The 13,661-nt window shown below is 56.2% G+C and carries 13 protein-coding genes and 1 pseudogene; 3 read left to right on the plus strand and 11 right to left on the minus strand.

The features are described from left to right. Positions 1 to 4 precede the first annotated feature (4 nt). From AC07VO_RS12290 to AC07VO_RS12300, 3 genes are all read left to right on the plus strand, one after another. Positions 5 to 760, plus strand: a complete 756-nt coding sequence (locus AC07VO_RS12290) for an EAL domain-containing protein (RefSeq protein ID WP_018928260.1) — start codon at positions 5 to 7, stop codon at positions 758 to 760. Between the two features lie 38 nt (positions 761 to 798). Then, positions 799 to 1,467, plus strand: a complete 669-nt coding sequence (locus tag AC07VO_RS12295) for a winged helix-turn-helix domain-containing protein (RefSeq protein WP_018928261.1) — start codon at positions 799 to 801, stop codon at positions 1,465 to 1,467. 491 nt (positions 1,468 to 1,958) lie between these two features. Beyond that, positions 1,959 to 3,353, plus strand: coding sequence for an undecaprenyl-phosphate glucose phosphotransferase (locus tag AC07VO_RS12300; RefSeq protein WP_018928262.1), 1,395 nt, complete (start codon positions 1,959 to 1,961; stop codon positions 3,351 to 3,353). Between the two features lie 405 nt (positions 3,354 to 3,758). Here the strand turns inward: AC07VO_RS12300 and AC07VO_RS12305 are convergent. The 11 genes and pseudogenes from AC07VO_RS12305 to AC07VO_RS12355 all read right to left on the minus strand — a co-directional run. Next, positions 3,759 to 3,983: pseudogene (locus AC07VO_RS12305) on the minus strand (VanZ family protein); the annotation flags it as partial. Positions 3,984 to 4,213: 230 nt separating this feature from the next. Further along, positions 4,214 to 4,573, minus strand: coding sequence for a VanZ family protein (locus AC07VO_RS12310; protein ID WP_310398206.1), 360 nt, complete (start codon positions 4,571 to 4,573; stop codon positions 4,214 to 4,216). Next, entirely contained in the window at positions 4,570 to 6,660 is a 2,091-nt protein-coding gene (locus AC07VO_RS12315) for a YjbH domain-containing protein (protein WP_310398208.1), read from the minus strand. The genes AC07VO_RS12310 and AC07VO_RS12315 overlap by 4 nt, the downstream gene beginning before the upstream one ends. Before the next feature lie 8 nt (positions 6,661 to 6,668). Next, complete coding sequence (locus tag AC07VO_RS12320) at positions 6,669 to 7,436, minus strand: capsule biosynthesis GfcC family protein (protein ID WP_310398210.1); 768 nt, start codon at positions 7,434 to 7,436, stop codon at positions 6,669 to 6,671. Then, a complete protein-coding gene (locus AC07VO_RS12325; RefSeq protein ID WP_310398211.1) occupies positions 7,433 to 8,092 on the minus strand; it encodes a YjbF family lipoprotein in 660 nt (219 codons plus the stop codon). Before AC07VO_RS12325 ends, AC07VO_RS12320 begins: the two co-directional genes overlap by 4 nt. Before the next feature lie 14 nt (positions 8,093 to 8,106). Beyond that, the gene (locus AC07VO_RS12330) at positions 8,107 to 9,219 is read right to left on the minus strand and encodes a polysaccharide biosynthesis/export family protein (protein WP_173861152.1); all 1,113 of its coding nucleotides are present in this window, start codon (positions 9,217 to 9,219) and stop codon (positions 8,107 to 8,109) included. A gap of 87 nt (positions 9,220 to 9,306) precedes the next feature. Continuing rightward, a complete protein-coding gene (locus tag AC07VO_RS12335) occupies positions 9,307 to 9,576 on the minus strand; it encodes a hypothetical protein (protein ID WP_495007520.1) in 270 nt (89 codons plus the stop codon). Positions 9,577 to 10,007: 431 nt separating this feature from the next. After that, positions 10,008 to 10,547, minus strand: coding sequence for a dTDP-4-dehydrorhamnose 3,5-epimerase (gene rfbC, locus AC07VO_RS12340; RefSeq protein WP_111453701.1), 540 nt, complete (start codon positions 10,545 to 10,547; stop codon positions 10,008 to 10,010). After that, positions 10,544 to 11,422 (minus strand): glucose-1-phosphate thymidylyltransferase RfbA, encoded by an 879-nt coding sequence (gene rfbA, locus AC07VO_RS12345; RefSeq protein ID WP_064616870.1) that lies wholly within the window; start codon positions 11,420 to 11,422, stop codon positions 10,544 to 10,546. Before rfbA ends, rfbC begins: the two co-directional genes overlap by 4 nt. A 44-nt stretch (positions 11,423 to 11,466) precedes the next feature. After that, positions 11,467 to 12,534 carry a dTDP-glucose 4,6-dehydratase gene (gene rfbB / locus AC07VO_RS12350; protein WP_138867123.1) on the minus strand — a complete coding sequence of 356 codons (1,068 nt, stop codon included), beginning with the start codon at positions 12,532 to 12,534 and terminating at the stop codon, positions 11,467 to 11,469. Then, on the minus strand, positions 12,531 to 13,652 hold the full coding sequence (locus AC07VO_RS12355) for a DUF1972 domain-containing protein (protein WP_310398219.1): 1,122 nt from the start codon (positions 13,650 to 13,652) through the stop codon (positions 12,531 to 12,533). The genes rfbB and AC07VO_RS12355 overlap by 4 nt, the downstream gene beginning before the upstream one ends. Between the last annotated feature and the right edge of the window lie 9 nt (positions 13,653 to 13,661).

Genomic DNA, 13,661 nt, shown 5'->3' on the forward strand with positions numbered 1-13,661 from the left:
AACAATGGAGTCCAGCAGGCAATATACCGTGCAAGATAACTTCGCATTGGTTTTCTTCAGGCAATCAATCCTCAAGCGAAACGATGAATTGTTCGGCAGTGAGATTTATGCCAAGGCGACCAAACAACAGACACCTCTGAACAAGGGGTATCAGCCATTGCATCCCGATCACCCACTGGCGATTTATCGTGAAGTACTGATGCGGATCCAATTAAATGCCCTTTCACAGATCGAGGCCACGTCGTCCCCATCCGTACAGACACCCAATAAATTGTTCGTGACCATGAACCAATCCGCGTTATTGGATAAAGCGTTCATCCGAGAACTGAACGACGCTCAAACGACACTCAAGAAGCATGAACAACAGCTAATCCCCAGCATTAATGGCAGTTCGCTCCTTTCGTTCAATCTCAAAGAAAAAAGAACCATTATCAATCATATTCATTTATTGAAGGACAACGGGATCGAGATCGCTTTCGATGGCTATGACTTAAGCGATGACAGCGCTGAAAAACTGATCAGCCCGAAGCTGTTCGATTACATAAAAGTGGACCTGACCCGGTCCAATTTCGACATCATGGTCGATAACAGTCAGGACTTTTTCAACAGGTCTTACGACTGCCTGAGCAGCATGATCCATGACAGCAAAATCAGATTCATTGCGGACCGGGTCGAGCACAAAGCACTGCACACACTGGCCCGCAGCATGCCTTTCGATTTTTTCCAGGGGCGGTACTACTCGCCTACCGAGGTTATTTAAGCTTAAAAAATTTCACCAAACTAGGAAGGAGCCTTATTGTGAATACGCCAAACAACAGCTTTCTAATTTTCACCCGAGATCAACTGGCACGACAAGCTATAGAATCGCTTCTCGCACAACGCCTGCATCTATCTTTTGAAATCGAATCTGGCAAACTCAGCAGCGAACGCATCCGAAAGAGTCGATTCACGCACATCCTGCTCGACCAGGCCGATATCTCGCTGAGCGATGTCAGCTTTATCCGCAAAAATCAAAAAGATGCGGAAATCATACTCATAACTCCCAACTCGGAGCATTCAGAACTTCATCACTTCTCGCACTTCGGGGTTGATGGATTTCTCAAGAAACCGGTGGCAGACGAAGAGTTCATCTCTGCAGTCAGCCGAGTTAAAGAGTCGCAGGGTAACCCCGACATCTGGTGGTTTAATGCCGACGACAGAACATTAATCAAGGAAGATATAACCATCCCATTGACCGGCACCGAATCGTTAATGCTCACCCAACTGGTCATCAGTGATCGACGGGTACTCAGCAAGAACGATCTTATCCTACGTATCGATAAAGACCCGGAGAATTACAGCGGCCTTGAAATGTGCTTGAGCCGACTGCAGAAAAAATTCAAGACTGCCGCCAACGGGGAACGCCTGATTCGCTCGGTCAGAAACCGTGGTTATTGCCTGGCACAAAGGATCAGAATCGCATACTGATTGAAATCGCAAAAACAATAACAATAAATGCGATTTCCCGCTCAACCCGATACCGCTTGACTGCCTAACCACCTCACCTCGTACTTCCCGCCGCCTGTCCCTCGCACGTATTTCTCTCCATAGTTCCTGCCGGATCCCTCCCCATGGCGGGCAAGCGCTTATCGGAATGCTGCAATTTTATAGACGATTTAGTGATGCCCTCCTAATAAAAGAGCACGACCTTTTATAACATGAGCCCTGGAAGTGGTGTCCGTTATAATTCGTCAGACACCCACAAAGATTAAGGTACTAGTATAAAAACCGGACACTGAGACAACCGTATCAGCTGACTTGAAAACAACATTCGGATGGCCAGCCATAGCCCGCGTTATTCCCTTCCAATAATAAAAATAATCTCTGACCGAACTGCGCTCGCTCAGCCTTTGCGCGTGGCTGCCATTTATTAACCGTCGACTGATACACAACGTGGCGCACGCCCGAGGGACACCGCGATGGTACATAATCGTATTAATCGAAACAGCATATCCAAAGGACTGACCTTCTGGGGGCAATGGATAATTGCCATCACTTCGGTCAATGCGTTGTTATTTGCTCTGGCGTTGTACCAGACAGGAGAAATCGAAGCTCATTATCGTGTGCTTGCCGTGCTGACTTTCCTGGGCTCGGTCCCTTCTTACTCCCTGCTGCTGGTCTATCACAAGCAGCATGGATACCTCTCCGGCCTGGGTCGACTGCTGCTGGGGTGGCTGCTGACACTGACCGGCCTGACCAGCATCGGCTTTCTCAGCAAGACCAGCGAATTGTTCTCCCGGGAAATCATCATGGTCTGGGCTGTGGCAGGTTATTGCGTGCAGGCCCTGCTGTACCTGCCTCTGCATAGTTTTTCCAGACACTACCACCGGCAATTGCACAGCCAAAATAACACCCTGATCATCGGCACCGACCAACTGGCGGTGAATCTGGCGGACAAACTGGCCAAAACCGAGTATCCGCCGCTGGTCGGCCTGATTAGCTCAAAACCCAACGAGCTGTCGACCAACGTCAATACCCACCGGATCGTGGGCCAACTGCAGGAACTGCGCGAGCTGATCCGGGTGCACGATGTCCGGCGGTTGTACATCGCGCTGCCTTTGAGCGAAGCCAAACAGGTCGAAGCGCTGTACATCGACCTTCTCGACTCGAATGTGGATGTGGTCTGGGTTCCCGACCTGGGCAGCATGACGTTGCTCAATCATTCCGTCAGCGAGCTGGATGGCCTGCCCGCCATCCACCTCAATGAAAGCCCGCTGACCAGTTACCCGACAGCGGCACTCAGCAAGACCCTGCTGGACAGAGGTCTCGCCGCCCTGGCGCTGATCGCCTTCAGTCCACTGCTGCTGGTGATTGCCGTCGCAGTGAAGATCTCCTCCCCGGGGCCGATCATTTTCAAACAGGAACGGCACGGCTGGAACGGCAAGATCATCAAGGTCTGGAAATTCCGCTCCATGCGTCTGCACGACGACCATCAAGTCCGCCAGGCCGGCCGTGAAGACCCACGCATTACCCCGGTTGGCCGTTTCATTCGACGCACGTCCATCGACGAACTGCCGCAGTTCTTCAACGTACTGCAAGGCCATATGGCGCTGGTCGGACCGCGGCCGCACGCGATTGCCCATAACGACTACTACACCGGCAAGATCCAGGCCTACATGGCCCGTCATCGAATCAAACCGGGCATCACCGGGCTGGCCCAGATCAGTGGCTGCCGTGGCGAAACCGAGACCCTCGACAAGATGCAAAAGCGCGTGGAGATCGACCTCAACTACATCAACAACTGGTCGTTGTGGCTCGACATCAAGATCCTGATCAAGACGCCTTTTACGCTTTTTTCAAAGGACATCTATTAACTGCTGCGATTCGCCCCCCCGCCTGTTCTTCAGCTTGTGGCTAACTGAGCCGCAGTCCGGGCAGTCAGATCTCTGACTGCCCGGAGCCCCTCTCCCCGCCTCACCCCATTTACCCTTTGTTTTGTAGCAACTGCCGACGGCTGCGTTCGCCCGTAGCAGCTGTCGAGTCTGCGAGGCTGCGTTCGGCTGCGTAGCAGTCGTCAAACCAGAACTTGCGGTGTATCAGGCAAACCACGTCAGCCGGATTCACGACTGCTGCGCAGTCGAACGCAGCCTCGCAAGTTCGGCAGCTGCTACAGATTGCATTACGGAACATATGCCGGATGGAGTGGCAAAAGAGGTGTTGCTGGAGAGGGGATATAGCGAGGGTCAAAGGTTACAAAATGCCGAGGGCCTAACGCCTTTTCAACGTACCCAGTACCTTGAAATCAATAACCCCATCAACACGCCGATACTATTTGCCAGCATGTCGTCGGGCGAGGCCGTGCGCAGCGGAATCAAACCATGCGCAAGCTCAATGAGTACACCGGTGAGCAAACACCCCAAGGCTGTCCAGACAAACTTCACATTGGGGAAGGCCAGACGGCAACTGCACGCAAACACCAGAAATCGTATCCAGTGCTGAGTTCGACTGCGCAGCAGTCGTCCAGCCAGAACTTGCGGTGCATTAGGTAGATCGCGTCAGCCGGATTCACGACTGCTGCGCAGCCGAACGCAGCCTCGCAGGCTCGGCAGCTGCTACAGATTGCATTACGGAACATATGCCGGATGGAGTGGCAAGAGAGGTGTTGCTGGAGGGGGATATAGCGAGGATCAACGGTTACAACATGCCGACGAACTGCCAGGTGCCTAAAGCCTTTTCAGCGTACCCAGTACCTTGAAATCAATAACCCCATCAACACGCCGATACTATTTGCCAGCATGTCGTAGGGCGAAGCCGTGCGCAGCGGCATCAAACCTTGCGCGAGCTCAATGAGTACGCCGATGAGCAAACACCCCAAGGCTGTCCAGACAAACTTCACATTGGGGAAAGCCAGACGGCAACTGCATGCAAACACCAGAAAGCCGATCCAGTGATGGATCTTGTCCTCTTCGGCAAACAACTCCGGGATCGGCTTAGCGCGCAATCCCGCGAACAGCAGAATCGCCGTCACCATGGCAAAGGCCAGGCACCGGAGCCAGAATGGCAACTCGATCAAGCCTTTGAGCCACGTGATCATTCGGTAATTTTCTCGAAGTTGTTGTAGAACAAGCTGCTGTCACGCCCGTCGGTCATGGTCTGTAATGAGTAGGCACGGTTCAGGCGCGCACCACCATCGCGAGTCAGTGGCGCCCAAATGATATTGGCGCGACGCATGGTCGAGGTACTCAACAGCTCGTCGAACGGGATGGAAATGTAGATGCCTTTGTCAAAGCTGCCCTCGCCATATTCCGCCTTCGATGCCGTGGTCAGGGTGACCCAGCCGCCAAACTTCACGCCGTTCTTGAACTCCCGCGACAAGTCGACGGTGGTGCCCCAGTCCCGTGCCAGGTAACGCCCGACGCTGACCGCTGCCAGCATGTCATTGGGCAATTCAGTATAGCTGGTGACATGACCCGTTATGGTCTGGTAATCGCGCAGGCCAAAGCCCTGATCGAAATCCCGCTGGCGTACGAAGTTCAGATCAGCGCCCAATGACCAGCGTTTCCCCGTGGGTCGATACAGCACTTCGCTGCCGACCCCGGCATACATGGATTCCAGATAGCCGCCATAGACCATGCCATACCAGTCCCGATCCAGCTGCGCCGCGTGGTTGAACTGAAACGTCGGCATCGTCACATCGGAGGTGGTCAGGTATTGACGCAAATCGGTGCGCACTCGCGGCAACCCGCTCGGTGCGTCGTAGGTGAACTTGTCGTAGTTGTTCAGCAGGTTGGCGCTGAGCAGGCCGCTCCACCAGGTGTTGCGGGTGAAACGGTACTCCGCGTCGGCATCGGCGGTGAACTGATAGAGCAAGCCGTCGGGGCCGCCGATGTTCTGTTTGTAGCCCAGGCCAAAACCATAGCTGAACGGCTCCAGCGCCTGGGTATAGAGCGTGGTTTCCCGGTGTGCAGTCGCCGGATTGACCTCGGTCGTACGGTGTAGATCCTTCAGCGGCTGGTCGTTGTTCACCACCGCGCGGAATGTTTCCCGCGGCACGCTGGTTTCTTCGATAGACATGTCATAACGCTGATTCACCAAGGTGAACCAATCGATGTCCTGATTGACGCTGTTATCGAGAATCCGGCTGGCCCGCCCGACGGCCTTGGCCGAATAAAAATAGCGAGACTGCTCGCCATACACCATCAACTCCGAACCGCGTTGGGTAATGCGTTTGACCTTATAGCCAGCATTTTGCTGTAACCGATTGGAGACATCGGCCCAGTTGACCTGGTCGGCCGGAGTCGACGGTGCCTGCGCCGGCAGCGGCTCGGCGGGAGGGTCATAGGTCTTCACCGGTGCCTTGCGGCTGACAAAGTTGGTGTGCAGGGTGATGCCGAACATCGCCGTATTGCCACGCTCCCAACCGGCGCTCAGGTCGACGCTGTCGGCCAGCTTGTAGACCACGCCGACGTTGATCGGCAGGTCTTGCTTGAGCGGGTTGTCCAGTGGCTCGTTCTTGTAATCGTTGCCCTCGTACTCGATCTTCAGTCTCAGTGGTTCCCAGGGCGTTTGATAGGCAATCCCACCGAACAACGAAGGGCGGCCCCTGAAGTACGCGTTGGTGTTCACGTCCCCTGCCCTGGCCACAGCCGCCGTGCTCTGCGGCCGGTCGTTGAATTGGCTGCCCAATACCGACAGCGGGTTACTGAAATCCCCACGATTACCCAGATAACCCCAGGCAATGCCGAGGCTGAAATCCAGGTCGCCATAACGCTTGTTGGCGACGAAATACTCGCTGGAAAACAGCCCGGTACCGCCAATGTCCCGGGCGCCGATAGCGACCTGCGGCGCCCAGTGAGTTTCTTCCCAAAGCCGCGCCTTCAAGTCGATGGCCTTGTCTTTGAAGCTCTGGTCGCCGCTCAATTGCTCGGTGCCGTACTTACGGTTGGTGATCGCGGTGTAACGAAACGACCCTTCCAGCCAATCGAGTGGCTGCAAGGAAAAACTGTAGCGCGAATAAGGGTCGGTACGGCTGGCCGTGACGCTCAACTCCCCCGCCGGGGCCATGCGCGCGGTGGGGGTCTGTAACAGACCGACGCCACCAAAATCACTCTGGGTGTAGCGCGGTTCACCGTGAGCCAATCCGCAGGGCAGGAGCAATGCAGCAGCAAAACGTAACTTCAACGGGCACTTCAAGGGGCCACCTCAGCCAGCGGTTGAGTGGCGAGAAACTCGGCCAGTTGTTGATTGAGCTCAGGGGTCGGCGTCTCGAGATCGTCGCTCCTGATCGGCACCAGGATCTTGCTGCCGGGCGCCACAACGATGCCGTCCTCACGATTCCACGCCGCCGCGCCCAGGCGCCGCACCTGGCCGTCAGGCTGGATCAGCCACAGATAGTCGCCCTCGGCGTCGCCAAGAATGGCGCAGTCACGGGCATAGGCACGCACTTCCTGCAGGGCCCGGTAAGGCACCTGACAAGGCTGCGCGACCGCCCCGAAAACCTCCACGGTGGACGGCCGCTGGGGGTAAATCAGATAGTCGCCATCATCCACCAACGCGTTGCGGGCGAACCCCGTTTCCACAGCGATCGGATCGAGCACCGCGACCTGACGTCCGGTGACCGGCAGTTGCGCGACCTGCTCATATAGGCGCGCGCTCAATTCTGCTCGCGTGCCTTTGCCATCGAGCAAGGCCCCCCGTTGCAACAGTTTCAGATCGAACAGAACACCTGCTTTCAAACGCGTCTGCTTGTCCACTAATGAACGGTGCAGCCACGCCGCGCCCAGCCAGTAACTTTCGGCATTGGGTTGGGCTTTACGAATGACATCCAGCAAGCGCGCACCGGGCTTGATTTCGAATTGACCAGGGCTGCGCACGTCACCGCTGACCGTGACGGCCGCCTGGCCCACGCCCGGGCCGATCAACAGCAGACCAAGCAAGAAAAGGTTTGAACACTTCACCAGGCAGCTCCCCGATCACGGCGCACCTGCACGATTTTCAGAAACAGTTGCGGCGTCAAATGCTGCTCGCTGCGCAGGATGAAACCGTCCTGGGGGTCGACCCAGTAGCGGTTGGTGGCGCGGAAATTCAGGGTGGGTGCATCCACCTGCTCGTCAATGCGCAGCAAGGCGTAATCCTTGTCCAGAATGCTGATGGTCTCGATGCCATGGGGACTGAAACGGCTGTTGACCGCGATACCGATGCGGTTGCCGTTATAGATGTCGATCCAGCGCGTGCTGGTATAGCCGTCGGGCAAATGCTGAAGGCCGCGTTTGAAGGGCGACTCTTCATTGAAGCGAGTGCCATCCAGGGAAACGCCCAGCCCGACAGTGCGCACCACCAGGCCGTCGCGCATCAGCAGCACTTGCTTGCCGGAAGCGACCCAGAACTGCAGGTCGCCCCGCCGACGAGCCATGGCCATCACGCCCTCACTGGAGGGGGTGGTGACCAGGATCTGCGGATATGGCACAGCGTCGACCTGAGCACGGGTCAAATTGATGGAGGCAGGCCCCGCGACAGATGTTTCAAGGGTGTCCCAGGAGGCCTTCATCAACGGGTTACACCCGCACAGCAAGAGCGCCATCGTCAGACTGGCGCAGGTAGGCAAAGTTTTCACGGCGGGATTGAGCCTTATCTGCTGTTGGCTTCGCTGAGATCGTTAAGTGAGCTGGCACCGGTCCCCAGGACAGTGGCCGTAGGCAGAAGCTGGCTGATCAGACGGTTCCAGCGCGTCACGCCGGCCGGGCCGACATAGACGATGTCTTGCGGTTGCAAGTCGAAACGGGTGGCCAGTACCAGGGCCGAAGGGGATTCTGCGTCGAGCTGGAACACCTTGGCCGGTTCGGTTTCCAGGTGGTCGGCGCCGCGAATCACGTACACCGCATTGCCGTTGGAGGTGGTCTGGTTCAAGCCCCCCACTGTGCCCAGCGCATCGGTCAGGTTGATCGACTTGCCTTTGAAGCTCAGTGCGCGAGGCAAATTGACCTCACCCATGACATAGATCCGCTTTTGGTCGTTATAGGGCAGGTACAGCCGGTCGCCGCCCTTGAGGTAAACGCCTTGCAACTGTGAGTCCTGGCGATTGAGGGTGTCCAGATCGAGCTTGTATTCGCGCCCGTCCCGAGTCAGCGTCAGGCCTGACAGGTCTGCGTTCGAGGGGTCCACACCGGCCGCGCCAACGGCCTCCACCACGCTCAACGGTGTGGTAGTGATTGGCTGTTGGCCAGCCTTGAGCACCGCACCGGAAATCACCACGGTCTGGCTGGCGAAGCGCAATACACTGACGTCGACCTGGGGGCTTTCGACAAATTGCGACAAGCGCTCGGCAATAAAGGCCCGCAACTCTTCGATGGTTTTACCGGCCGCCGGGATATTACCGATGTAGGGATAAAACAACGTGCCGTCCGGACGCACCAGACGCCCGTTGGCATCGAGTTGCTGTTGCGGCCCCGAAGGCGCCGTCAACTCGGGGTGATCCCAGACCGTGATAAATAACAGGTCGTTGGCACCCACGCGATAACCGCCTGGAACGTAGGACAACAACGCTGGGGGAACGGATTCGCGAACTTGCGTGGCCGCATCCATGGCAATCAATTTAGGCGTGATGGGAATAAGCTCCACCCGGCTACTTTCCGGAGAGCCGTCACTGACCATTTGACTGGTGTCCATGTGTTGACCAGGCGAAAACATACAGCCGTGCAAGCTGATACTTGCCAGCATAACAACAGATAATCTACGGATCATAATGGCACTACGCTAGTCGAGGGCAAATCTAAAACAAGATCACCCAGAAAGTTCTGAGTGATCTTGGACAACATACTTCGTAGGGTATTAGTTGGTGCCGGTAGTACCGGTAGTACCAGTGGACCCCGTCGTTCCGCCATTGGAACTGCCACCGGAGTTTGAAGCGGCCGCCGCAGCGCCGACAATGGCCGCGCCGATCACCACGGTTTCTGCGACCGTCACTCCCCCAACCAGCGGGGTACTCAAGGACAATGGCTCGCTCACCTCTTCGCTCGCCGTTTTGCTCGCCGGCTCATCCGCCGCCAACGCTGCAGTGCTCATGACAGCCAGCAAGCCGGCCGTAAGTAGTTTCTTCATATCAGACTCCTTCTCGACATCAACTCTGCATTAGATTTGAGACTAAGGGACCGGGAATGGAACAGCAGGTGAATGAACTGACACCCGTCAATTGAACGAGACAGTTCATGCACATTGCCTCCTTTGGAGAATGTCATTTATAGGGAGTGCATGCCATACGCCAAACCTCGTCACATCATGGACAAAAGCGCTTGCACCGAGCAGGACTTATTGACGGAAAAAGGCAATTTTCCAAGATATTTGCTACATGAGAAGGCATTTTCGGCACAAACTCCCGAGCAAAAGTCACTCCCCCTTCACGCCTATTGTTATTATTAGTCAGGATTTTCCCGGCATCCTGTCCCGCTAGGTTCTATTGTGACTGAACATTCAAGGCTAAATAACATCAGGTCATAAATAGTTAATGTTAACTATAGACCAATATTAACCCGTCATTCCCCGTTCAACACCGCGCGCAAGCGTGGGTTGCGCAAGTCTTTTTCCGAGAGTTGAGGCGATTCAACGGGCCAGGCAATGCCCAGCTCCGGATCATTCCAGAGCAGCCCACCCTCATCCTCGGGGAAATACAGATCGGTGCATTTGTATTGAAAATCGGCGGTATCGCTGAGCACGCAGAAGCCGTGGGCATAACCCGGCGGCACCCATAGCTGCAGATGGTTGTCGGCGGTCAACTTGACCCCTACATGTTCACCGCAAGTGGCCGATTCGGGATTGATGTCCACCACCACGTCGTACACCGCACCTTGGGTAACCCGCACCAACTTGCCCTGGGGCCGGGTCCGCTGGAAGTGCAAACCGCGCAATACGCCATACTGCGAGCGTGAGTGATTGTCCTGGACGAATGGCAACTCGATGCCGGCGTCGCGATAACGCTGTTCGTGATAACTCTCGAGAAAGAACCCACGGGCATCGCCAAACACCTTGGGCTCGATAATCAGTACGCCGGGCAACCGGGTGTTGATGACATTCATTTCGAAGGCTCCGTCGTCAGTACGCGCGCCAGGTATTGTCCGTAACCGGTTTTGTGTAACGCGGTGGCTTGTTTATCCAGTTCCGCAGCCGACAACCAACCCTGGTGATAGGCCACCTCTTCAAGGCAGGCCACCTTCAAGCCCTGCCGCGCTTCGATGGTCTGGACGAAATGCCCGGCCTCCATCAACGAATCATGGGTCCCGGTGTCCAGCCAGGCAAAACCACGCCCCAGCACACTGACGTGCAGATCCCCGCGTTGTAGATAAGCATTGTTCACGTCGGTGATTTCAAGCTCACCGCGTACCGAAGGCTTGACTTGCTTGGCGATGCTCACCACGTCTTTGTCGTAGAAATACAAACCGGTGACAGCATGGTCGGACTTCGGATGTGCAGGCTTCTCTTCGATCGAGATCGCCTTGCCGCTCTCGTCGAACTCGACAACGCCAAAACGATCCGGGTCGCTGACTCGATATCCAAAAACAGTGGCACCGGTCTGTCGTTGTGACGCTTCGCGCAACAAGGCGCTGAAGCCATAACCGTAGAAAATGTTGTCGCCCAGAATCAGCGCCACATTGCTGTCGCCGATGAACTCCTCGCCGATCAGAAAGGCTTGCGCCAGGCCATCAGGAGAAGGCTGTTCTGCATAACTGAGTTCAATGCCGAAAGAAGAACCATCACCCAGCAAGTTCTGGAAGTTGGGCAAGTCCTGGGGCGTGGAAATAATCAATATCTCGCGAATGCCCGCCAGCATTAATACCGACAGCGGATAATAAATCATCGGTTTGTCGTAGACCGGCAGCAGCTGTTTGGACACACCACGGGTAATGGGATGCAAGCGGGTGCCGGAGCCTCCCGCCAGAATGATACCTTTCATAGGGGATTCCCTTCGAAGTTAAATAGAGGCAGGTTTTGAATGTTTCAGCCAACGTGGCCAAGACGCTCGGACCGGTATTGGCCGTTGAGTATCCGTTGCCACCAATCTTGATTATCCAGATACCACTGAACCGTTTTGCGTATACCGCTTTCAAAGGTTTCCTGTGGTCGCCAACCAAGTTCACGCTCAATCTTGCCTGCATCGATGGCGTAACGACGATCATGCCCAGGGCGGTCGGTGACGAAGCTGATCAACTCCTTGTAAGAGCCCTGCCCTTCATCGCGGGGGCGCAACTCATCGAGCAGCTCACAGATGGTTTCCACCACTTGCAGGTTGCGCTTCTCGTTGTGTCCGCCGATGTTGTAGGTTTCGCCCACGATACCGCGCGACACCACTTCGACCAGCGCTCGAGCATGGTCTTCAACAAACAGCCAGTCGCGGATCTGCGAGCCATCGCCATATACCGGCAACGGCTTGCCGTGGATGGCATTGAGAATCACATGAGGGATCAACTTCTCGGGGAAGTGGAAGGGCCCGTAGTTGTTCGAGCAGTTGGTGACCAGCACCGGCAGGCCATACGTGCGGTGCCAGGCGCGCACCAGATGGTCGGAGCCGGCCTTGGACGCCGAGTACGGCGAGCTCGGCTCGTAGGGCGTAGTCTCGGTGAACAGATCGTCGGTGCCTTCCAGGTCGCCATAAACTTCATCGGTGGAGATATGGTGGAAGCGAAAGCCCTGTTTCTGCTCCGCCGCCAACCCTGACCAGTAGCGGCGGCTGGCCTCCAGCATGCTGTAGGTGCCGACGATGTTGGTCTGGATGAAATCCGATGGGCTGTCGATGGAACGGTCCACATGGGACTCGGCCGCCAGGTGCATCACCGCATCGGGCTGGAAACGCGCGAACAGCTCGTGCAGCGCCGCTGTGTCGCAGATATCCACCTGCTGGAATTCATACCGGGGGCTACCCGCCACCGACGCCAGGGACTCGGTATTGCCGGCGTAGGTGAGCTTGTCGATATTGAGCACGCTCACATCGGTATTGTCGATCAGATGGCGAACGACGGCGGAGCCGATAAAACCAGCACCGCCGGTGACGATAATACGTTGGGTCACTTGCTGTACTCCTTGGGATACCACTGGATCAGTAATTTTTCGTACTGGGAAAGGATGTTTTCCCAAGTGAATTTTTCGTTGAAGCGGCGGGTGCTTTCAGCCTTCATCGCCGCGATCAAATGGCTGTGGTCATCGCGCAGGTACTTCTCGAACAACTTGGCGCAGTCGTGCTCGTCATCGAAGTACACCGCCGCATCACCGGCGACCCAACGGTTGAAATGGTTGTTATGGGCAATCACCGAGCAGCCGGCGCCCAATGCCTCCACCAGCGAAGGGTTGGTGCCCCCGACTTGATGGCCGTGGATGTAAAAGCGGCTGAAAAACCGCAGCGCCCGAACCACCGCCGCCTCATAGATGGCACCGGGGAAGATCACTTCCTTGCCGGCCGCGTCCATCACCCGCTTGTGGTACTCGTTCTTCTCTGGCGTGAAGTTGCCCAGCACCACCAACTTATGGTTACGGCGCTTGCTGCTGAAAGCCTTGACGACCTGCAGAAAGGAGTTCTCCGGCTCCGGCCGGGCGATAACCACCGAGAATCCATGGGGCTCCAGGCCATAATCAGCCAGGGCGGTCGGGTCTGCTTCGTTCACCCGGTCCCCGCCATAAGGGATCATGGTGATCTTCGAATCCTTGACCCGGGTGGCCAGGTGATCCTTGATTTTCGGGTGGTCGGCCACCAGGTGGTTGCCGATCCAGCAACCTGCTCGCTCGTTCAACCAGAACCAGGTCTTCGCCACCACCCCCCACTTCTCCCGTCGCCATTCAATGCCATCCATATTGATGACATTGGTCTGGCCCTTGACCCGCTGCAGAATATTGAACGCCGCCGTGTTATAGCCGAGGGTCAGAAACAATCCCTTCTGGCCCAGCGCATGGACGGTAGCCTTCCAGTCGAAAAACACCGTGCCCGCCACGCCGGTGTTGGCGATCGGGATATGAATGCGATGAACCCCCTTCCATTCACTGGTCGATATACCGCCGGAACCGTCTTCCTGGCAGTAGACAGTGACTTTCCAGCCCTGCTTGACCAAGTAGAGGGAGAGCTTTTCGGCGAAGGTTTCAAAACCGCCGTGTTTGGCGGGAACGCCGCGGATGCCGAGGATATAGAGGTTTTTCATAGAGGCTTT

Source organism: Pseudomonas sp. GW821-FHT03E01, assembly GCF_059420765.1.